This is a genomic window from Lacticaseibacillus pantheris DSM 15945 = JCM 12539 = NBRC 106106 (genome assembly GCF_001311175.1).
GTDB lineage: Bacteria > Bacillota > Bacilli > Lactobacillales > Lactobacillaceae > Lacticaseibacillus > Lacticaseibacillus pantheris.
The window spans coordinates 48,678-71,026 of record NZ_BBAI01000005.1; the positions used below are offsets into that span (position 1 = coordinate 48,678).

The window sequence follows — 22,349 nt, forward strand, 5'->3', positions numbered from 1 at the left end:
CAAGTAATGAAGTTTGGTTCCAGTTGTGGTTTTGTCAGTTTGTTAAGCACCCTCATCCCAGGCTAATGGATGGGGGTGTTTTCGTCTGTAATGGTGGCTTACCGTTCCTGGTGGCCTGCTTAAACGCATCATACTGAGGGTTAATAGCTTGTGCGCATATAGGTGTACACGTTTTTGCTAACCAAGCCGGACTATTTTTGGTCTCCTCATTTCGTATACGCTTACATATTATATTAAGTGAAGGTGATAACTTGAATGAAAATCAGAAACCAAACAGCAAAAATCGAAAGTATTTGATATTGGCTCGGTTGTTTAACAATGAGCATTTAAGTTACCAGCGGTTAGCTGATGATTACTTTGTTTCCAGAAGTAGCATTGCTAACGACATTGCCTTTATCAAAGAGCTTATAGCGAAAGACAATGTTGCATTAAACTTTGACAATTCGGGTACCTACGTGGGAAGTGATGAGATAGCGAAACAAAAGGTCATTAAGCGGTTGGTGATTGATTTTATGAATGGTGGAAGGGCCAAGCAGTACATTCCGATTTTAATTCAAACTGATGTAATTGAGCCTATTCGTAAGACTGTGATTGCGACAACGGATGCTTGGCAGTTACAGATTTCTGATAGTTATGTGACTGATATTGTAGTATCTACATCGGTTTTGGTGTCGCGCGGTCGTAGCGGATTCCATATTAATTTGGATTTGCATAATCAGTTAGGAACCTTGCTCCTTAGCTTAGACAAGTACCCACTGATATACGAGCTACTGAAATCGGTTGAAAACGCGCAAATTTATGAGTTTTCGCAGGATGAATTACGTTACTTGTCATATGTAGTTCTTGGTGGTGGTTTCCGTTACTTTGTCCCGGACACGTCAATTCCGGAAACATTTAAGCGGGATACTCAGCGCCTAATCCGAAACGTTAGTCACGGTATAAATATTGATCTAGAACATGACAACCAGTTAAGGGAAGATCTAACCTTGCATCTTTTTCAAATGGCGTTGAGGTTAAAGTTTGACACGACGGTTGTTAACCCCTTGCTTGGGGAGATTAAACGTGATTACCCGACTGTTTTTGGAGTTGTATGGTACGCATTGATCGACTTTGCCAATAATAACGGTTTAGTGGTTTCGGACGATGAAGTTGCCTTCGTCACAATTCACTTCCAGGCAGCAATTGAAAGAAGCAAACGGCAACGCAGAATTCTCTTTGTTTGTCTAAACGGCATTGGTACAAGCTCGTTGATTTCAGCGAAGATGAGACAAATTTTACCCGAGGTTTCATTGATTGAAATTATCTCCCGAGCAGCCTTACCCAGACAGAATTTAAGTAATGTTGATCTTATTATTTCAACAGTCAGTTTGCCAGTACAGGTCGTTCCGGTGGTCCAAATATCACCGATGATTACAAATGAAGATATGAAGTCAATCATGAGCCAGTACATCGATGTAGTTACTACTAAAAATAGACAGCCAAACATTTTAAACAGTAGTTCGGCAAGGACAATCAGCATGCTGAGAGAAAATATATTTTTTTGAAGCGGTTGATACTCAAGCTGAAGCGATTGATTACTTGTTGAGCAAGAATTTATGGCGTTCATCTGCGGAGTTAGCCAACTATCGAGAATCCGTTATTAGGAGGGAAAAGCTGCAATCGACGTACCTAGGAAATGGCTTTGCATTGCCACATGGGAACCCGCAGTTAATACAAAGTAGCCATATTTCTATTTTAATACCAGGAAAACAGATTTATTGGGGTAATAACAAAGTTGACGTAGTGGTGATGTTAATGGTGGCAGAAAAGGATAAGAAAACGATTGAACCAATCATGGAGCTAATTATGCAGGGTGTTAATAACAAGGACTGGTTTATCGATAAGATGACGGAGGTTAGATGAATCGTGGGTAGAGACCTAATACCAGAAAGTAATATACAAGTGGTTGAAACAGTAAAAAAACTGGGAAGAGGCGGTTCGTCTGGCTAGTTTACCTTTACTGAAGAGCGGAAATATTAGTGATGAATATGTAGATAACATGATTGATAGCGTAAATAAAAATGGTCCCTACATGGTTTTGTCCGACTACTTTGCATTAATGCACGCCAGGCCAGGGCAGGGCGTTAAGAAGCTGGGAATGAGTCTATTAGTATTGAAGCATGAAACAGATTTACGGGGGAAGCCGGTCAAGATATTTCTGGTACTGGCAGCCACCGATAATCAAAGTCACTTGGAAAGCCTGCAGCAAATAATGGGCATTTTTATGGATGACGGATCGTACCGGTCAATATTGACTGGAAACAGACCAGCAATTGTTAATTTATTTGATGGATTGGAGAAGTGATTATGAAAATTTTAGCGGTATGTGGTTTTGGCGTTGGTAGCTCAATGGTCCTTAAAATGACGCTGGACAAAGTTGTTCGTGAACTGGGGGTTGATGCAACTGTGGAAAATACGGATATCTCTTCGGCTAAGGCGACTCTGGCAGATGTATATTTTACGAGCTTTGAATTGAAACCGGACCTTGAGGCATCAACAGATAAGCTATTTATGCAATCAAGCGTTATATGAACAAGGACGAGGTTGAGGCAGCGATGAACGACTATCTTGCAACCAGAAAGGATGCGTAACAATGGGAATACTCAATTTTATTTCAAATAATATCCTTCAAGATCCTCCCGTTTTGATTGCTCTAATTGCGATGATTGGCCTAATTGTTCAGAAGAAGCCAATAGGCGAAATCATTAAAGGTAGTGTTTCGGCAGCGTTTGGTATGGTGATACTGACTGAAGGGGTCAACATGTTGACTGGGGTTGTGTCAGCAATCAACACCGCCGTACAGACGAAGATGGGATTGTCTGTAGCTAAAGGATTATCGGATGCCACGTTTACTGCCAATTATGGTGGTGCAGTCGGTATGGCCATGTTCCTTGCACTGGTTATTCATATACTAATTGCAAGATTTACGCCGATTAAATCAATCTTCTTGACTGGTCACATGCTTTGGTGGGTACCGTTTGTTATTGTCGCTGGTGGTGTAGAAGGTGGTCTGCGTGGCCCAGTGCTTATAGTTGTTAGCGCGGTCTTGTCAGCACTGTATTTCTCAATTGCACCGTGGGTTATGCGTAAGTATGTGTGGGCAGCAACGGGTGATGATTCATTCTTAATTGGTCATCCAACAACTATCCTTTCATTGATTTCAGGTTTTGTCGCTAAGCGTGTTGGTAACAAGAAGCAATCTACCGAAGATATTAAGGTTCCAGAGGCCCTATCCTTTTTCCGAGAGATTTCGATTAGCGGTGGTTTAGTGATGTTCGCGGTCGACATCGTCGTGGGATTAGTTGCTCCTGCGCTGGTTCCAAAGGGTGGCAACTTGTTTATGGTTTCGCTAAACGCTGGATTAACGTTTGGTGGTGGACTGCTTATTCTGCTCTATGGTGTTCGTTTGTTAGTTAACCAGATCATCCCTGCCTTCCAAGGAATTTCCGAAAAATTGGTGCCAGGTGCCAAGCCTGCATTCGATATTCCTATTTTGTTTAACTACAAGCCCAACGCCGTAATCATCGGATTTATTTCAGCCTTTGTGACTTCGACAATTCTCGTATTGATTGCTAACACTACTAATGTATTTGGGGTAGTTATTGTGCCACTGATTATCACCAGTTTCTTTGAATGTGGTGGTGCTGCTATTGTTGGTGAAGGTCAAGGCGGGCTCCGTGGCGCCATTATTGGTACGGCTGTTGCCTCATTTGCAATGGTTGCTTTAGTTGGAGTTTCTGCTGCGATGATGGGTGGTACCATCAAGAATTGGATTCTAATATTTGGTGGTAATGATTTGTCTTTATGGTCAATAATCTCTAAGTTTGTTGGCCAAGGTCTTCACCTATTAGGATTATAGGAGGCACGTTTATGTATCGTTATATCGACAATGTTGAGCAACTGATTAGCAAGGTTGCTAATGAAGAAAAGCCCAATATTGATGCCACAATTAATTTGTTGACCGATGCAAACTTAAAAAAAGCATTCCATTTATGTTTTTGGGGCTAGTCATGCCGGTATTATAGCTCAGGAGATGTACTATCGTGCGGGTGGGATGCTTACTATTAATGCGATATTCGGGCGTGAAGTAATGCTTGATCGTTCTCCGATTACTTTTACCAGTGATATGGAACGCCTAGAGGGGTACGGAACGCGGCTGGCTAATTCCGTTAATTTTAAACCAAATGATGTGTTAATCCTGCACTCGGTTTCTGGACGTAATCCGGTTATTGTTGACTTAGCTATTGCGGCCAAGAAGAAGGGCGTCCGTATAGTGGGGCTCACAAATGTTTCATACTCAAAAACAGTTACCAGCCGACATTCGTCTGGTAAGCGCCTATTTGAATTGGCAGACATCGTAATTGATAATCACGGTGATGTCGGGGATGCCTCCTGTCAATTGGCTGGTGCCCCACAAAAAGTTGGGCCAACCTCGACGGTGGTTGGAGCCGCCATCCTAAATGCTATCATTGTTGAAGTTAGTCAGAGACTTGTGGATACTACGGGCGAGGCACCTGTCTTCTATTCGGCTAATCTAGACGACGGTGATGAGAGAAACAGACAATTAGTTAAAGAGTATCAGGAAATGATTCATTACGATTTTTAAGCCGATAAATTATCAAAGCCGTTAATCAATGGGGCTATTATTACATGATGCAGACTATACCAATATATTTACAGTTTAAGGATGTAGTGTTACATCGACCATGAATCTATGGTCGCTAGTTAATTCCAACAAAACCGCTGGCGCAATAGTCGGCGGTTTTGTTATAGATTCGTTAGATACATCTAAGGTGATTGCTATTATTCAGCCTTGGTGTTGATAATTCGACCTGATGTACACGTCCCGCAATACTATACGCACAACGTGGATTTACTAGGATCAGTGATTTGGGTGTAAAATTACCATATTCATTACTTATGGAGGGGGTAGGACTGTGGCATATATACGTAGAGGGGCACAAAAGGCGATAGTTCGAGCACTACAGAGTGTTGGTGGCACAGCTTCAAGGGATGATATTAAATCAATCATCGCAGAAGATGACGGCAGTGGATTCACTCATGATGATGTGTACGGTACAGTTATTTCACGGAAAGGAAATGAATATATCCCGTTTAATTATGATTTTAATTTTGCAATGCGGGAATTGTCGGTAATTGACTACATTGAAAAGTCTTTTCGTGGTGGTAAAGTAACGCTAACCGAGCAAGGCCGGGCAGACTCATTATCCGACTTTCCTAATAAAGCCCAAAAACAGGCGATACGTGAATACTGGATCATACTAAAGCGCTCCGTGAAGCGAAAAGTGGATCAAACAACGCCAATGACCAGACTTCTTTAGGCGGTAACGATGATGAAAGTACCGATGATGCTCAAGATGTGACGGACACATGGAAGACGGAACTACTTGCCAGTCTGAAAAAAAATTTTCACCAACGAAATTTGAGCGCTTTTCTAGACTGCTGATTTCACAAATGGGTGTAAAAATAGATGCGAAGATGGGGATGGTTGTTTCTGGGGACCATGGGATTGATGGTTTTGGTTATTTTCAATCCGACGAGTTTAGGACTTCTAGAGTGGCAATACAATCCAAAAGATATAGCGATGCGCCTGTTGGAGAACCTGAAATTGATAAATTTAAAGGGGTAATGGACGGGTTTAACGCTGAGTATGGTATCTTTATCACCACTAGTTATTATACTGACGGCGCGAAAAAGAAGGCTGTCCAAGGCGCCAAATCCGTGACGCTAATTGATGGTCCTGGAATTGTTAAGCTTGTCGAACGGTACCAACTCCACATATCCCCAGTTCAGACGTTTGAACTAGATGATTATTATTTTGAGCAAGACTAATCTATTGAATTTAATTAAAGCCCCACCCCAATGCCCACTACGCTGATGTGTAGTGGGCATTATAGTGTAAAATGGCCTTAACAACCATATTTGATATATTCAATACCCACCCATTCGCAAAGGAGTCTGCACACATGTCCTCAACCATCCATCCAATTGTTCCATCAACTGTTCCCGTAGACGCACACACATCCGCGCATTACCGCGATGTGTTGGCGCAAATTGTTGCGTTTCGCGACAGTAAGGGGTGGGCGGAGTACCACACGTTGCCGAACCTCGCTAAGTCACTGAGCATTGAGGCCAGCGAAGTGTTGGAAATATTTCAGTGGCTCGACACCGGCGACCAGTTGGGCAAAGACGAACAGGCACACCTGACCGAGGAGCTGGCCGACGTCTTAACGTACACGTTCTTCATGTGTGACCGGCTGGGTGTTGACCCGTTAAAGTTGGTGGCGGCCAAGAATGCCATTAATCGTGGCCGGCACTGGGCGCAGACCGAGAACGACTAGCAGCACGACCTTAACCGAGGAGGATTCATCATGCCTACTATTAGAAATATTGCCGTCATGATCACCGGGGGCATTGCCGCCTACAAAGTGCCACTGCTCGTGCGCGGGCTTGTCCGTGATGGCTACCAGGTGCGCGTTGCGATGACGCCAGCTGCGGCAACCTTTGTTACCGCAGCGACTTTGTCAACTTTGACCAAAGCTGAAGTGGTTACCGATGCCCATGAGTTCGACCATCCGGAGCACGTTGTGCACGTCGAGCTCGCGCGCTGGGCTGACATGATGCTGGTCGTGCCGGCCACCGCCAACAGTCTCGCTAAGTTTGCTAATGGACTCGCGGATAACGTCGTGACGTCTACCTGGCTCGCCTTTGACGGCCCCAAGCTGGTCATGCCCGCCATGAATGACAAAATGTGGGCTAACGCCGCGACGCAAAGCAACGTTCGGCGGCTGAAGGACATGGGCGTGCGCGTCCTGCCACCGGCCGAGGGGTTCCTGGCTGAGGGGTACTCCGCGGTGGGTCGGATGCCGGATTTGGACGTGATCCAACTGTTCGTGGAGACGTACCAGGCGAAGCAACCACTGGTTGGCAAGCGCGTCCTAGTATCGGCGGGCGGCACGCAGGAGCGAATCGACCCGTGCGCTACATCGGAAACGACTCATCCGGCAAGATGGGCACCGCCGTTGCTAACGCGGCCGCGGCGGCGGGGGCCGAGGTGACGCTGGTGGCTACCAAAATGTTGCCGGTACTGCCGGGCGTGGAGGCCGTTTACGTTACTTCGGCCGCGGAACTGCACGACGCCATGCTGGCTAACTTTGATGCGGCCGACCTGGTGGTTATGGCCGCGGCGGTGGCTGACTTCCGACCGGTCGACGTGAGCGGCACCAAGATTAAGAAGCAATCGGCGGACGACGGCCTGCACCTAGACTTGGTGCAAAATCCCGACATCCTGGCCGCGATGGGGGCGCAGAAGTCGCACCAGTACCTGGTCGGCTTTGCTGCTGAGACCAACGACTTGGTCGCCAACGCGCAGGCCAAGCTGGAACACAAAGGCGCGGACATGATCGTCGCCAACCCGGTCGGTTACGGGCAGGGGTTTAACGCTGATACGGACACCGTCACCATTCTGCGGCGGGGGCAGGACCCGCTCGCTCTGGATGAGGCCGCTAAACGCGACGTGGCGGCAACGATTGTCGGGCTGGCGGAGGCGGAGATGTAGTCGCCATGGACCATTATGTTGATCGGTATTATTTGGGAAATGCCGCTGAAAAACAGTTTTTTCATGATCACTTAGCTACCTTGGTGGCTAGTGCGGCTAGGTTTGAGGGCATGACGCTGGGTGCGGGAAAGGTGGCTCGAATCTTGAGCACCGGCAGTTTTGATGGCATCCTTCCTACCGATATTTAAATCGTCCTGAACCTCAAGCACGCCTTTGAATACATCACCACCCTTGATAAGCTGACTTTCGATGCTATTTTGCGTGTGAACGAGCTTATTCAGGGGGCCGCTAAGGCAGACGCCGGTCGTATAAGAACGGATATTGTCACGGTGGGGCACACCAACGACACGTATGTACCACCAATTCCGTCTGAACAGACGGAACGGGCATTTTTCGCCAGCCTAATGAGTGCGGACATGTCAGCCACGCAGCAAGCAATCAAGCTCATGTTGCATATCTCCCGGTCGCAATGGTTCGCCGATGGCAATAAACGTACCGCGTTGGTGGTTGCCAACGCGATAATGCTTACTAAAGGCGCCGGTCTGCTGGCTATCCCCGAGAACAAAATGCACTGGTATCTATCCCAGTTGCAAAAGTTCTATTTAACGGGGCGCAGTCGGCGATTGAGCGGTGGCTGTACGAAGAAGCTATCTTTGGTATCGCGAATGATGCTACCGAGTAGCTGGCAACACTAATAATGTTTTATGGAGGGCACACCTGTCTCAGCGTGTCCTCCTTTGTTTTGCCACAAAATTAAAATCGATGCTAGCTAACTCTCATAATCATGCGGTGGTCAAGTGGTCCCGATATGTCGTAATTATCGATACACCGATGTTCACTGTCTTGACAATGCCGATGTGATGCGATAAATTGCCCTTGTTGAGCAAATTAGAATTAAATGCGTTAAAAAATGTGAACGATTTGTGTTTTTGCAAAGCTTTGTCTGGGAAGATGGCGTGCTCAACAACCAATATGAGGGGGTAGTCGCGAATGCGTAGAAATTCGATGACCGAAATGAAGAGGCACTACAAGTTATATAAGTCGGGCTCCAAGTGGGTGGCGGCGGCAATCATTACCGTTAGCGCGGGAGCCATTGTGCTGAGTGGTAACGACACACAATCAGTGGCGGCCGATACCACGACGGCGGCAACGGTACAAACGCAAACCGACACGGGAACGACCGGACAGTCGTCCAGCGCGGGGGACGACGCACAAAATGCAGCGGACAACCACACGCAAAGTAGCACGGCTACGGCGGAGGACATGACGCCAGCGCAATCATCGGCTACCGCGTCACAGGCGACGCCAGCTACTACTACGAGTCAATCGCAGGCTGGCTCAAGTGCAGCCACTAGCGGCGCCACTGCCACCACTGCCACCAGTGGTGCGAGCGCGTCGAGCTCAAGCGCTGCAACCACGACGACACCTGCCGCTACCACCACCGCGCAGGCTACAGCCGACGCAACCGCCGATCCCGGTCCCGCAAACCAGGATACGTTGACCAAGGGGAACGTTGAGGGCCTGTGGAATGAGGGTTATCAGGGTCAGGGCATGGTTGTGGCCGTGATTGATTCTGGGGTCCAACCACACGCAGACTTGCGGTTGACTGACGATAGTACGGCGGCGATTAGCAAAGACGCCGCGGAGGCCGCTATTGCTAAGCTAGGGTACGGCACGTACGTCAACAGCAAGATCCCCTTTGCCTACGATTACGTGAACAACGATAGTGTCAACACGGGGACTACGGTGTCCGGGTCTACGCACGGTGAACACGTCGCTGGTATTATTGCCGCCAACGGGACCGTTGCCGATGGCGCTACCGGTACGTCTAAAGCGTCAGTCTACGTCAAAGGGGTCGCCCCGGAAGCCCAGATTTTGGCGATGCAGGTCATTGATGAGTTCCCGGACGAAAATGCTAACGATATTTCCCGGGCAATAAGGGACGCCGTTGCGCTAGGAGCCAACGCCATCCAAATGTCACTGGGAATTGGTGTGGCCGAACAAGATCTGACCGACGAGGAGCAAGCCGCCGTGCAGTACGCTACCGACCACGGAGTCTTTGTTTCCATCTCGGCCAGCAACAACGCCAACGCGGCCAGCATTGTGGGCTCCGATACGCCGAATGATATTTCCACGGCGTACGTGCCGAAGAACGATTCAACCATTGCCGATCCCGGTGCCGCAGCGTCCGCGATGACCGTCGCCGCCGAGAAGAGTGCGACTGGTGCTGATTCTGAAATGGACGGCTTCTCATCGTGGGGACCAATGGCGGACTATACGCTCAAGCCGGACATCGCGGCGCCCGGTGATAGTGTGACCTCCACGGCCATTGACCCGACAACCAATACCCAAACATACGCAGTTGAGTCCGGTACTTCCATGGCTGGCCCGTACGATGCCGGTGCGGCCCTACTAGTCATGCAGAAACTCAAGGCAACCCGCCCAGAATTGCAGGGCGCGGACCTGGTGAAGGCCGTTAAGCTAGCGTTAATGAACGCGGCCGACCCAATGATTGACTTAAACTACCCGGACACCTACGTCTCCCCGCGGCGCCAGGTGCTGGACAAATTGATGTGACCAAGGCGGGGAACTTGGCCGTCGCTGCTGAGGGTACAAATAACGCCGGCTCGGTGTCGCTGGGTAAAATCGGGCAGACGACCAGCTTCAACGTGACGTTAACCAATTACGGGCAGACGACCCAAAGCTACACGGTCGACTACGACGGTGGGCCCCTCACGCAGGTGCGGGATACCAGTAACGGTAATATTGTGCACGACCAGAACTTGGCGGGAGCGGCGGTGAACACTGCTACGCCAACGTTTACGCTCGCGCCCGGTGCCAGCAAAGTGGTGACCTTCACGCTCGCGTTGGCTGATGCGGTTGCCGCTGACCAAATTGTCGAGGGCTACTTGACATTCAAAGCGGAGGACGACACCCAGACCATCAGTGTGCCGTACCTCGGCTACTTTGGTGACCTAACCACCGAGCAGATTATTGATGATTCGGCGAACAAGCAGGACTCAATCTTTAAGGTGGGTACCTCGTTGATAACAACAATAACCCGCTGGGGGTCACCGACGCTGCCTCACTGAGCAACCTCGTGAATAGCGACGTAACGGGCAAGTACACGTGGGGACAGGTGCCCGCGTACATTGAGAACGGCAAGGTCTCGTTCTCGCCTAACGGAGACGGTGCTAGCGATACCGTGTACCCATACGTCTTTGCCAAGCAGAACCTCAAGGCGGTCACCATTCAGATTCTGGACGCTAATGGTAACTTGGTTCGCGTGCTCGACAAGGAGAACAACACGACCAAGTCATACCTGCAAAATGGCTCCAGTTACAACTCTGACTTAGGGTTGAGCACCGACATGCGTCTGGATACCGACGCGTTTACCTGGGATGGTCGGATTTACGACCAACAGACGGGCAAGTACATCACGGCGCCGGATGGCAGGTACACTTACCGGATTGTGACTGAGCAGTACAACGACGGGGCGGAGCAGGAACAAAACTTTGATTTACCTGTAGCCGTGGATACCGTCGCACCGACTCTGACCGGTCTGACTTACGCCAAAGGTCAGTTGACGGCCAGCTACAACGACCAGGGTGCGGGGTTCAGCCAGTTTAGTGACGCGGTGCTCAAGATTGGCGCCCAGGAGTATGGGGTGAGTCTCGATAACAACGGGCAAAGTAACGCTGGGACAATCAGCTTCAAACTGACGGCAGCGCAAATGGCCGCCCTAGCAACGAGCGATGGGCAGCTGACCTTGACGGTGACGGACGTTGCTGGCAACCACACCAGCGCGAGTGTACAGGCGTTTGCGGGTACTACTTCGGCCTCATCGACCGATACTGCCGCCACCGTCGCACCGCAGTTTAGTTGGCAAGTCGGCGATGGTAGCTACAACCGCTGGCGTAAGGAGGGCTTCGTGCAGGCCGTGTCCGACCAGACGAGTTTCACCGCCTACGCCAGGTGCCGGCGGGCGTCGATTGGATTGTTTACGCGACCGACGCTATCTCGGGCAAGGTGTTCCCGGGCAAAGTTGATGCGGCTACTGGTATCGTGACGTTTAACCTGACCGAAGGGGCTCCGTACGGCGACTTTGTGGGCACCGTCCTGTACCCGACCGCTAACTTTGGCGAATACAAGCAGGCTGGACGTGCTGACGGGGACGAAATGATCGTCTTCCTTGACGCTGACGGCACTGCCGGATACGGTCACTTCAGCACAACGAATCCACACACGGTGATTGCTCTGCGCGATAACGCAGACGCGGCTGCGGACGCTACGGTCACGACCGGGGCGCCAGTGCTTAGTGGGCGCGCCTTTGCGGACATTACGACGCACGCACAGCCAACTGCTGGGCTTTCCTTTGATAAGTTTAATGACAACACGTTTACGTTGGTGGGTGCTGATCAGGTGGCGGACGTTTACGACCCGCAGACTAGTGAACTGACGATTACGGGTAAGGTGGCTGATCCTGCCGGGAAGGCCATGACGGTGACTGATGCTACCGAGCCGACCAAGGCGGTTGCGATTAACGCGGACGGGACGTTCAGCTTCACGGTGCCATTCAAAGCCGCTGAGCAGCAGTCAGTTGGTTACCGTCTGACGACGACTACGACCAACGATGACGGCACGACGGCAAGTAGCACGGCTTACGGCGAGCTCCAGATCTACCTGGACACCGTCTTCCCAACTTTGTCCATGCCGCAAGCCGACACGTTGACGGTTGATGCGGATGGTAACTACGATATCACGACGTCGGACCCGACCTTTACCGTCACGGGCACCGTGAACGATAACGTGAATGGTTACCGGCTGTACACGAACGGCGATAACGTTGTGCACCAGAAGAACCTGGCTGGCTTTAACAACCACGTGGATGCGGATGCGGCCAGCTCAAACCCTTATGGGGCGGCTGACTTTAGCCAGACGTACAACTTGTTGAAGGGCGATAACTACTTCACCGTGACCGCCGTGGATATGGTGGGTAACACCATCACGAAGGTTTTCCACGTCGTACGGGTGGACGCAACTAGCGTGACACCAACCGGTGATGAATCGCAGGGCAGTGAGGGTACCGCCACCACCAGCCCCGTGGTTGATGGTGGGCAGCGCGGGCAGGCGCAGGGCGCTCCAGACGTGCACCCTGCTGCACCTGGTTACAAGAATGATGGTCAGGGTGGCGTACAGCTAGTACCTGCCGCCAGCCAGGCAGGTCGTCCGCAGAGTGGTGCTGATCAAGGTCAAAGCCCAGCAACTACGACTGCGGCGGCAATGCCGGCGACGGGGGATGCACACAGCCCGTTGGCCGCAATCGGTCTAGCTATCCTCAGCATGCTGGGACTGGCTGGACTTGCATCCCGGAAGCGGCGTGTATAGTTTATATGTAGACGATAGCGGCAACATCGGGGGGGGTGAAGAGGATGCAACCAGTGACCATTACTAATTTAGACCGGGTGTTGACCGCGTTGGTGCAGGCGCGCCAGCGGGGAGAGCTCTCTCCTGACCAGGTGGTGCTGGATGTACGCCCGCACGAGCCCGGATCGGCGCACGTTTTCACGGTACGGGACGACGCTGGCAGGCAGCACGTACTCGTTGAACTCCGGTTTAATGAGCCCTTACCCGATAACTACGCCAGCGAAATACGCCGCCGCGGCTACCACCTCGAATTGGTGGATGGACGGTAATCATAAAGAACTTGAAGTCGGTACACGGCGCATTGATTGCGAAGTGTGCCGGCTTTTTGCGTTTGTCTCGGCAATTGTTCGATTAGATTTATTGCGGTATCTTTGCCAAAACTGAGCGGACGCAACCACGCGCAACGGTCTATCCGAGCCCCGGTATAAAGCAATTTATCGCGGCCAATAAATTAAATCTTTACCCGCCATCCCCGTCCCGTTACGCTTAAATTAAGGACAGAGGTACTGTCACAGTTAACGAAGGGGGACGACATCATGCATTTTTTTATGGGCATTAATCGTTGGTGCGCTAATTGGTGCAATTGCTGGTGCCATCACCAGCAAGGGTCACTCAATGGGGTGGATCGCGAATATTATTGCTGGTCTACTGGGCTCCGTCGTCGGTGAGGCGATTCTGGGGCACTGGGGGCCGCAACTAGCGGGGATGGCGCTGATTCCATCCATTATTGGGGCGGTCATTCTGGTGGCAATCGTGTCACTGATCGCCGGTCGTTCGGATCATCATTAGGGGGACGAGTACATGGACACAGTAAAAACAGTGTTTAAATTTATGTTGGCTAGCACCTTGATTGTTGGTGGTGTGCTGGTAGCCGGAACCGTCATGGCCGCTAAGGGCATCGACGGTCTGGGCGACAAACTCCAGGCAAAGCTGCACGGTTAACCGGATAGCAAAGGCCACCCCACAAATGCGGGGTGGCCTTTACTATTGGTGTCAGTAGTTAGTCGACCCGGACTATCTTACCCACTGCAATCGGCAAGGTGACGTGGGCGTCGAACATCCCCACCATTCCGGCGACGCTGTCTGGCAACTGGAGGTCGGCCGGTACGCCGTGGATGTAGATAACGCGGCGGTCCAGCTGCAGGTCGCGACTACCAAACGCATTGGCAAAGTTATCCTGCAGTTCGGCCAGTGGCACGACTTTGGTGTACGCAAAGTGGCCATCGGCGTCTGCCACGGGGTAGCGGTCGTGCGGGATGTCCATGTGTTCCGGCGCGTCGTCAAACGGGACCATCGTGGTACCCGACACGGACTCGGTTTCCATCAGGTCGACAAAGCCGTCGCCGTTCACGTCCTGGGCGGCCGTGGCGATTTCCGCAGCGCGGCCATCCGGGAATCCGTGGAAGTGTTCCCAATGCTCGGTGCTGGCGGGTGTGCCAAACATCTCGATGGTGATGGTTAGTTCGGTGTCCGTTAGCTCTAAGCTGGCGGTACCATGCGCACTGGTGCCGATTTTGTTTGCGTTTAACGGGACGATTTCTGCTTTGTAAGTAGTCATTACTATTTTCCTCCTCGTAATTGTTACGCTCAGTGTACGTCCAAACGCGTATACTGTAATTGACATTTATCAATTCGCTGTGGAGGCTACTAACTATGCATGATCCCCGTCAGTGCGTCGCCGGCGCGCCCATCTTTGCCGGCTTACCAGACCCCATTATCGCTCAGATTGCGGCCATATCGACCCACCAGCAGCCCGTCCGCAAAGGTGAATTGTTGTACGCGGCAGGGACGACCGCGGACCGGCTGCTGGTGGTGGACAGCGGTCGGGTGAAGGTGTTCCGGACTGCCGCGGACGGTACGGAACAAATCATGTACTTTCTCGCCGGTCACGCGGTGGACAGCGAGGCGGCTTTGTTCATGGACGTAGAACACCAGAACTCGGCTGTGGCCACGGAGGACGCCCGGGTGTGTTCGATTCGCCGGGACGACTTCCGAACGTTGGTGGCGAACACACCGCAACTCGCGGTCAACCTCCTGAGCGCCTTTGGTAGTCGCTGACCACGCTTGAAAACCGTAGCGCGGGGCTCGGTACGTTAACGGCACACGCGCGGTTGCTCCGCTACTTGGAAGATACGGGTGCCCGCCTGCGGACCGATTACTTCCGGTTACCGATGAGTAAACGCGACCTGGCGGGGTGGCTGAGCATCACGCCGGAGACGCTCAGCCGTAACCTGAAGCGCCTGGTGCGGGAGGGTCGTATCGAGATGCAGGGGCAGATGGTGCGGTTATTGTAAGCGCGGCTATCGGTATGTAGCCTGCATTTCACCCCAGATGGTGCTGATAAAATCGGCGTTGTCGGCAAACGCCGCGGCTGTGGCGGTTGGGTCACGCAGCGTCCCACGAACCGCCCCGGTCAGGTACGACGTCAACACCGCCTGGGCCGCCACCGTATCAATCGAGTCATCGGTGAGGGACGTAATCACGCTCCGAACGAATAGGTGGTCCTGCTGGTACAAAGTCGTAGCATGAGCCGTATCCGTGATTACGGCTGCGGCCATGTCGGTCTCCAGCTGCGTAATAATGCCCGCCTGAAAATTACGGTAGCCACTATTCAACTTTGCCGCCAAGTCGGGACGGGCAGCGCGTAAATCGTTATGCAAAACGGGTGACATCGAACCCAACAATAGCAACGTGTTGATTCGGGTACGGACGTACTGGGCGGGACTGGGGTCAACTGTACTAAGAGTATTAGCGGCAATAAATTGCAGGTGCCGGCCAATCGCCGCATCCACGATTTCGTCCTTATTACTGAAGTAGAGGTACAAAGTGGCACGGCTGACTCCAGCAAGACTGGCAAGCCGATTCATTGATAGTTTGGCAAAGCCGTGGGCAACCACCACATGGTTTAACGTGATGGTCAGCGCGGTTTTTTTTGTCGTCCTTATTCGTGGGCATGAAATTCCTCCTTGACATTTCTCTGAACAAATTATACAGTTTCGTGTGTAAATTGTCTAATAAGTTTGTCAAAATTAATGACGGATGGTTTTAACCCGAGGGAGAGTAAATATGAATAACAAAACGATTGTGGTTACTGGTGGCTCCGGCTTCGTAGCGGGGTGGGTGATTCGGGATTTGTTACAGCACGACTATACTGTCCGCGCTTCGTTACGGAACATGCGCAAAGCGGACCGGGTAACCGGTAGCGTTACGCGTGGGTTACCAGCAGAGCAGGCCACGCGCCTCAGTTTCTTTACCGCTGACTTAACCAGTACGGATGGGTGGGCGGCAGGAATGCACGGCGCGGATGCCGTTATGCACGTTGCTTCGCCTTTGGGCCACGGCACCGAGTCAACGGCAGAAATGGTCCGTGTTGCTCGGGGCGGGACGCTTAATGTCCTACAGGCAGCACATGACGCAGGGGTCACCCGGGTGGTCATGACCAGCTCTCAAGCAGCATCAACCGCCCCAACTAGTGTGGGTGATCAGTTATTGGATGAAGAATACTGGTCACCGGAAGATAATCCCGAGCTAGACCCTTACCGGCGGTCCAAAATTGCGGCAGAAAAGGCCGCGTGGCATTTTGCGCGGGAACAGGGGATGGAACTCACCACGATTATGCCCGGTGCTATCTTTGGTCCCATTCTGACTCCAGACCAAATTAGTTCAGACAGTATTCTGCTGACAATGTTGCGCGGGCAGCACCTGGTACCCAAAGTGCCGATGGAAATCACTGACGTTCGCGATTTGGCGACCTTACACCGGCTGGCGCTGTCTAATCCGGCTGCTGTAGGACACCGGTATTTGGCTGCGGATCAGTTGATGACCATGCCGTCAGTGCTGGCCACGTACCGGCAGGCGTTTCCAGAGCTACACCTGCACTTTGTGGCCGCACCCAACTGGACGGTGCGGTTGATGTCGCGGTTTGTACCCTCGTTACGGACACTGGTACCGATGCTACGGCGCCGCTATCGGCACACAACGGCCGCGGCGCAGCGTGATTTGAGTTGGACTCAGCACACGCCCGCAGAAACCGTTTTGGACGCAGCGCGGTCACTAATGGATGCCGGGTTGGTGAAGTAGGCGCCGCTAGTCGTCTTCGTGCATCCATTTGTCAAAGTTTGGTGACTGCTTTGCGTCGTAATGTCCGTTTTGATCGAAGATAACGCGCACGTGGGGAATATGTTGTGTCAACTCAAGCCAATTAGGTGCGGGGGGAATTTGGTAATAACGCACTGGTCGTGGCTTTCGCTGAAATAGACCCTGTCACCAGTATGCAACTCCAGTTTTCTACGTATAGATGAGGTAGCTCTTTCCGCTCGTCTCTCGTTAATACTGTAGTAAGGATGGGCATATTTTTCTACTTTCGCCAGCATTAATACTTTCGCGGGCAACTCAAGTGATACCGTTGGGCCAATTGAGATTCAAGTAAGAAAAAAATTGTTATTGTACCTGCAAACGCTTTCTATAACTGCCGCTTTCCGGTGAGCCTTTAACGTATAGACCCGAAAAAGAAAATGTTTTTTTAATTCAGAAAGCGTTTACAAATTCAGTTAGTGCGTTTATTATAACCTTTGTAAAGAGCAACAGCATAAACGGATCGTTACTACTCAACTAGGCGTAACCGTGGCTGACGGCGCTGGTAATACCAGCGGTGTAACCACGGTTATTTTTGTGCGCTCAGATAGCTAATAATTACGTGAATGCCCCCGGGGTGCTCTGAACAATGCAATTATTCATTGTTACTAGCGATGCTGAAAGAAGGAAAGAGTCATGCAATTTATTATCTCAAGGCTTGAAAAGCATCAAAAGCTGTTCGAGAAAATCTCGCGCAACATTTACTTAATGGCAATTAAAGATGGCTTTATTGCTGCAATGCCAATCATCCTGTTCTCCAGTGTGTTCATTCTGTTGTCAAATGTACCACCACTAATTGGTATTACAATTCCAACTGATCTCAACGCGTGGTTCAACAAGATTTATAACTACACCATGGGTTTTGTGGGCTTCTATGTAGCGGGGACCACCGCTAAGGCGTTAACTGGTCCATTAACCAGCGCATGAAGGGTGGACGTTTCATCAACAATACCTCCACCATGATGGCCGCGATGGTTGGCTTCATGCTACTGGCCATCGGCACGACTAAGGCGGGTAACTACCAGGCGGGTTTCTTTGGTACGGATGGTATTCTGTCGGCATTCGTAGCCGCCTTTGTCACCGTTTGGGTATACCAGTTCTGTGTTTCTCGTGACCTAACCATCAAGCTACCAAAGGAAGTACCTGGCGCCATTTCGCAAACGTTCCGGGACATCATTCCGTTTGGGATGGCTACCTTGATTTTTTTCTTTGATTGATGTGGCTGCACGGGCATGGCTGTCCGTACCGTTTGCACAGGTGATTCAGACCGTACTTGCACCAATTTTCAAAGGGGCCGACACTTACCCGGGGATTATGTTTGTTGAGTTCCTCATCCCCCTGTTCTGGTTCATGGGTATTCATGGTCCGTCCGTGGTTAAGCCAGCCATTGAGTCAGCTTTGTTTGGTAACACTACGGCTAACTTGGCATTATTCAAGGCGGGGCATTTTCCTATCCACGCCCTGTCCGAAAACTTTTTGAACTTTGTGGGTGAATTGGGCGGCACTGGTGCAACCTTCGTGGTACCGATTCTCTTCTTACTATTTGCCCGGTCAAAGCAGCTTAAAGCTATTGGGACGCGTCGGTCGTACCAGTAATGTTCGCCGTGAACGAGCCATTACTATTTGGTGCACCAATTGTGCTGAACCCGTACTTCCTGGTTCCATTTGTCATCGCGCCGATGGTGAACGTGGCCATTGGTAAGTTGTTCATTGACTTGCACCTGATGCGTGGGTTTATGTACGTGCTGTCATGGGCATTGCCTGGGCCAATTGGGGCATTCCTAGACACCAACTTCCAGTGGAGTTCACTGGTACTTATGGCGATACTGTTAATCCTTGATGCCCTGATTTACCTACCGTTCATTAAGGCGTATGACGCTACTTTGATTTTGCAGGAACAGGGCCAAGGTGCCGTGGCGGTTGCTGGAGCCACCGATGGTCCGGCCGTTGCTGAAGCTACAACAGCGACGGAAGCCACAGCCACTACGACTGCCGATACTGTCGACAAGGCAGACGAGCAGCCACTCAAGAAACTTGACCAGCAGCTTAAGGTGCTAGTACTTTGTGCCGGTGGTGGCACTAGTGAGCAACTGGCGAACGCACTGGTCGAAGGCGCGAAGGCGACCGGTGAACCGATTGTTGCGACTGCGGGTGCATATGGCTCGCACCACGATATTCTGCCGAATTACGACCTCGTGGTGTTGGCCCCGCAGGTTCGTACGTATTACAGCGATTTGAAGGCCGATACTGATAAACTGGGTATTAAGCTCGTGGCCACTAAGGGTCAGCAATACATTGCGCTGACGCACGATCCGGCCAACGCCGTAAAGTTTGTCCTGGACGCGGTCAACAATACTGAGGACGATAAGGGGTAGTTAGAATAATAATAGTAGGAGGACACCATGAAGTTAATAGTTCGGCAGATCTATAACAACAACAGTGCCCTAGTCACAGTCGGTGAAGGTAAGGAAGCCGTCATTCAGGGTAAAGGCATTGGTTTTGGAAAGCGTAAGGGCGATGTCATCGACGCCAGTAACGCTAGCAAAATTCTTTATCTAGATGACAGCCGGGTACGCGGTCAGTTTGCGAGTTTATTGAAAAATGTACCCATTGATATTGTGGTGACCGTCTTTGGCGCGGTTGATCAGGCTAAGCGTGACTACCACATGCAGCTGCTGAACTATGTGTACATTACGCTGACTGACCACGTGTTTCAGATGTATAAACGGTTGATGGACGGCCGTTACCAGCCAAGTGTCGTGCCAGACATCCATGACCGGTTTCCGGCCGAGTACGCGGTGGCCCAAGCAACTTTGGCGTCGATTAACCGAGCTCTGAACGTGCAGTTCCCACAAGCCGAAGTAAAAAGTTTGGCTTTACACTTCATCAACGCTCAGGGCGAGGAGAACGACGATACGGTTGCTGCTACTCCAGATATGACTACTGAGGTTAATAACACGGTTAAATCCGTGTTCAGTAGATATCATATTCAGCGCAACGTGGCGAACCAGAACTACTTTGACCGCCTCATGATTCACTTGCAGTACATGGTGGAACGGGTGAAAGCCAACGACCAGGACGCCCAAACACTGAGCTCGGAAATCTACCGGGAGTACCAGCAGAAATTTCCACGGTCGTACGGGATTGCTGCCGAGATTGCTGACCAGCTGGAAAAGCAACTCCAGGTACAGTTGACGGAGAACGAACGGTTGTACTTCATCATCCACATTCAACGTTTAATTCAAGAAAATGACGCACAGGAATAACGTAGTCGCAGGGGGTAATTGATTATGGCAACAAAGAAAGAAATTTCCATGACGGGGTTCGACATCGTCGCGTACGCGGGTGACGCCGAGACAGACTTGCTGGATGCACTCGACTCAGCACACAAAGGCAAGTTTGACCACGCACGTGAACTAGTTAAGTCCGCGGAAGAGTCAATTAACCTTGCCCACAACACGCAGACCAAATTATTGAGTGCCGAAGCCGGTGGTCAGGAGATGGACGTGACGTTCATCATGGTGCACGCGCAGGACACGTTAATGACCACGATGATGCTCAAAAATGAGGCCAAGTACTTCATTGATGAATATGAACGTATTCATGATTTAGAACAAAAGTTGGCCGACCATACTCGCAATTAAGATGGGGGTAAATGAACCGTGGAATCATTATTGAAACGTGTTAAGCAGTTGCCAGATGGCTTTGTATGGGGTGGGGCCACCGCCGCGTACCAAGTCGAGGGTGCAACCAAAGTCGATGGTAAGGGTAAGACCATGTGGGATGACTATTTAGCGGCGCAGGGCCGGTTTAGTCCGGATCCCGCTAGCGACTTCTACCATCGTTACCCTGAGGATATTGAGCTGGCCAAGCTCTACGGACTGAACGCTGTCCGGGTATCAATCGCCTGGTCACGAATCTTCCCAGATGGAGCGGGTGAGCCCAATACAGCGGGAGTAGCGTATTACCACCGCCTGTTTGCGGACTGTATTGCGAACGGCGTGACGCCTTACGTTTCCTTACACCACTTTGACACGCCCAAGCGGCTGTTTGATGACGGTGATTGGCTGAACCGTGCGACTATTGATGCTTTTGTGCGGTACGCCGATTTCTGTTTCGGTGAGTTTACCGAAGTGCAGAATTGGTTCACCATCAACGAACTAATTTCACTGGCCTTTTCGCAGTATATCCAGGGTAACTTCCCACCCAGCCACCACTTTGACGTGACTAGCGGTATTCAGGCGCAACATAATGAGTTGCTGGCACACGCACGGGTAGTAAACCTGTTCAAGGAGAAGGGGTATGCCGGGCGCATCGGTTTAATTCACGTATTACAGCCGGTTTACGCGTATCCAGAAACGCCGGCCAACCAACACGCGGCGGATTTGGAAGATGCCTTCATGAACCGTTTCTTACTGGATGGTACCTTTAAGGGTGAGTATACCGATGCCACCATGGCACTGATTGATGAATTGTTGGACGCTAATGACGCGCACCTAACGATTGAACCTGGCGATATGGAGATTATTAAGGCCGCTTCCACCCAGAATGATTACTTTGGTATGAACTACTACCAGCCTTCGTTTGTTACCGCCTATGCTGGTGAGAGTACGAATAGCTTCAATGGCACTGGTGAGAAGGGGACTAGCGCGTTCAAGTTTAAGGGCGTGGGTCAGCATGTGAAGAAGCCGGGTGTGGACCAAACCGACTGGGATTGGAATATTTATCCGGAGGGTATGTATGACATGCTCAAGCGGGTTGCAACCGAGTATCCCAACAGTAAAACCATCTACATTACGGAAAATGGCTTGGGGTACAAGGACGAGTATCAGGGCGTGGGTCAACTAATTAACGACGATAAACGGATTGATTTTATTGACCGACACGTTGAAGCGCTACTCCAAGCGCGCGTGGAAGGTGTTGACGTTCAGGGCTACTTTGTTTGGTCGCTACAAGACCAGTTTTCCTGGGCCAATGGTTATAATAAGCGTTATGGCTTGTTCTACGTCAACTTTGATACGCAGGCGCGTGAGATTAAAAAGAGTACCTTGTGGTTTCGTGAGCTAGGACGGACAATTGGCGGCTAGTCACCCCGACCAATGCCGACTGTCCAGTTGCTGGTTCTAGAACCAGGACGTAAACTAATGCATGACACTAAGCCCCGCCGGAA

General features: G+C 51.0%; 16 protein-coding genes and 8 pseudogenes. 22 read left to right on the top strand and 2 right to left on the bottom strand.

Annotated features, from left to right (window positions below; genetic code table 11):
• The first annotated feature begins 251 nt into the window (after positions 1–251).
• From JCM12539_RS03200 to JCM12539_RS13505, 15 genes and pseudogenes are all read left to right on the top strand, one after another.
• The gene (locus JCM12539_RS03200) at positions 252–1,544 is read left to right on the top strand and encodes a BglG family transcription antiterminator (protein ID WP_054649209.1); all 1,293 of its coding nucleotides are present in this window, start codon (positions 252–254) and stop codon (positions 1,542–1,544) included.
• 37 nt (positions 1,545–1,581) lie between these two features.
• Positions 1,582–1,791, top strand: a pseudogene (locus JCM12539_RS14525) (PTS sugar transporter subunit IIA); the annotation flags it as partial.
• 111 nt (positions 1,792–1,902) lie between these two features.
• Positions 1,903–2,344: pseudogene (locus JCM12539_RS03210) on the top strand (PTS sugar transporter subunit IIA).
• A 2-nt stretch (positions 2,345–2,346) separates the two neighbouring features.
• A pseudogene (locus tag JCM12539_RS03215) lies at positions 2,347–2,630 on the top strand (PTS sugar transporter subunit IIB).
• A gap of 2 nt (positions 2,631–2,632) precedes the next feature.
• Positions 2,633–3,898 (top strand): PTS ascorbate transporter subunit IIC, encoded by a 1,266-nt coding sequence (gene ulaA / locus JCM12539_RS03220; protein WP_054649213.1) that lies wholly within the window; start codon positions 2,633–2,635, stop codon positions 3,896–3,898.
• Positions 3,899–3,909: 11 nt separating this feature from the next.
• Positions 3,910–4,645 (top strand): annotated as a pseudogene (locus tag JCM12539_RS03225) (sugar isomerase domain-containing protein).
• A 331-nt stretch (positions 4,646–4,976) separates the two neighbouring features.
• A pseudogene (locus JCM12539_RS15520) lies at positions 4,977–5,892 on the top strand (restriction endonuclease).
• Between the two features lie 134 nt (positions 5,893–6,026).
• Positions 6,027–6,401 carry a nucleotide pyrophosphohydrolase gene (locus tag JCM12539_RS03235; protein ID WP_082405310.1) on the top strand — a complete coding sequence of 125 codons (375 nt, stop codon included), beginning with the start codon at positions 6,027–6,029 and terminating at the stop codon, positions 6,399–6,401.
• 30 nt (positions 6,402–6,431) lie between these two features.
• Positions 6,432–7,618: pseudogene (coaBC, locus tag JCM12539_RS03240) on the top strand (bifunctional phosphopantothenoylcysteine decarboxylase/phosphopantothenate--cysteine ligase CoaBC).
• 5 nt (positions 7,619–7,623) lie between these two features.
• Positions 7,624–7,806, top strand: coding sequence for a hypothetical protein (locus JCM12539_RS03245; protein ID WP_054649215.1), 183 nt, complete (start codon positions 7,624–7,626; stop codon positions 7,804–7,806).
• Between the two features lie 51 nt (positions 7,807–7,857).
• Entirely contained in the window at positions 7,858–8,313 is a 456-nt protein-coding gene (locus tag JCM12539_RS03250; RefSeq protein ID WP_263849733.1) for a Fic family protein, read from the top strand.
• A gap of 295 nt (positions 8,314–8,608) precedes the next feature.
• Positions 8,609–13,006, top strand: a pseudogene (locus tag JCM12539_RS03255) (S8 family serine peptidase).
• Positions 13,007–13,050: 44 nt separating this feature from the next.
• Entirely contained in the window at positions 13,051–13,314 is a 264-nt protein-coding gene (locus tag JCM12539_RS13035; RefSeq protein ID WP_054649219.1) for a hypothetical protein, read from the top strand.
• Between the two features lie 271 nt (positions 13,315–13,585).
• Complete coding sequence (locus JCM12539_RS03265) at positions 13,586–13,834, top strand: GlsB/YeaQ/YmgE family stress response membrane protein (protein WP_054649221.1); 249 nt, start codon at positions 13,586–13,588, stop codon at positions 13,832–13,834.
• 12 nt (positions 13,835–13,846) lie between these two features.
• Positions 13,847–13,987 carry a hypothetical protein gene (locus JCM12539_RS13505; RefSeq protein WP_156302024.1) on the top strand — a complete coding sequence of 47 codons (141 nt, stop codon included), beginning with the start codon at positions 13,847–13,849 and terminating at the stop codon, positions 13,985–13,987.
• A gap of 58 nt (positions 13,988–14,045) precedes the next feature.
• Here the strand turns inward: JCM12539_RS13505 and JCM12539_RS03270 are convergent, their stop codons facing one another.
• Positions 14,046–14,603: a hypothetical protein gene (locus JCM12539_RS03270; protein ID WP_054649223.1), complete on the bottom strand. Its 558-nt coding sequence runs from the start codon at positions 14,601–14,603 to the stop codon at positions 14,046–14,048.
• 95 nt (positions 14,604–14,698) lie between these two features.
• Between JCM12539_RS03270 and JCM12539_RS03275 the strand changes: the two genes are divergently transcribed.
• Together JCM12539_RS03275 and JCM12539_RS12550 are read left to right on the top strand one after the other, a co-directional pair.
• The gene (locus JCM12539_RS03275; RefSeq protein WP_054649225.1) at positions 14,699–15,103 is read left to right on the top strand and encodes a Crp/Fnr family transcriptional regulator; all 405 of its coding nucleotides are present in this window, start codon (positions 14,699–14,701) and stop codon (positions 15,101–15,103) included.
• 53 nt (positions 15,104–15,156) lie between these two features.
• Positions 15,157–15,339 (top strand): helix-turn-helix domain-containing protein, encoded by a 183-nt coding sequence (locus JCM12539_RS12550; RefSeq protein WP_263849732.1) that lies wholly within the window; start codon positions 15,157–15,159, stop codon positions 15,337–15,339.
• Positions 15,340–15,345: 6 nt separating this feature from the next.
• Here JCM12539_RS12550 and JCM12539_RS03280 read toward each other — a convergent pair whose 3' ends face one another.
• Complete coding sequence (locus JCM12539_RS03280) at positions 15,346–15,945, bottom strand: TetR/AcrR family transcriptional regulator (protein ID WP_156302026.1); 600 nt, start codon at positions 15,943–15,945, stop codon at positions 15,346–15,348.
• A gap of 166 nt (positions 15,946–16,111) precedes the next feature.
• Here JCM12539_RS03280 and JCM12539_RS03285 point away from each other — a divergent pair, with 166 nt between their 5' ends.
• The 5 genes and pseudogenes from JCM12539_RS03285 to lacG all read left to right on the top strand — a co-directional run bounded on the left by JCM12539_RS03285 (position 16,112) and on the right by lacG (position 22,266).
• Complete coding sequence (locus JCM12539_RS03285; RefSeq protein ID WP_054649229.1) at positions 16,112–17,125, top strand: NAD-dependent epimerase/dehydratase family protein; 1,014 nt, start codon at positions 16,112–16,114, stop codon at positions 17,123–17,125.
• A gap of 690 nt (positions 17,126–17,815) precedes the next feature.
• Positions 17,816–19,554: pseudogene (locus JCM12539_RS03290) on the top strand (PTS lactose transporter subunit IIBC).
• Positions 19,555–19,581: 27 nt separating this feature from the next.
• A complete protein-coding gene (locus JCM12539_RS03295; RefSeq protein WP_054649231.1) occupies positions 19,582–20,445 on the top strand; it encodes a PRD domain-containing protein in 864 nt (287 codons plus the stop codon).
• Between the two features lie 24 nt (positions 20,446–20,469).
• Positions 20,470–20,823 (top strand): PTS lactose/cellobiose transporter subunit IIA, encoded by a 354-nt coding sequence (locus JCM12539_RS03300; protein ID WP_054649233.1) that lies wholly within the window; start codon positions 20,470–20,472, stop codon positions 20,821–20,823.
• An 18-nt stretch (positions 20,824–20,841) separates the two neighbouring features.
• Complete coding sequence (lacG, locus tag JCM12539_RS03305; protein ID WP_054649235.1) at positions 20,842–22,266, top strand: 6-phospho-beta-galactosidase; 1,425 nt, start codon at positions 20,842–20,844, stop codon at positions 22,264–22,266.
• Positions 22,267–22,349 lie beyond the last annotated feature (83 nt).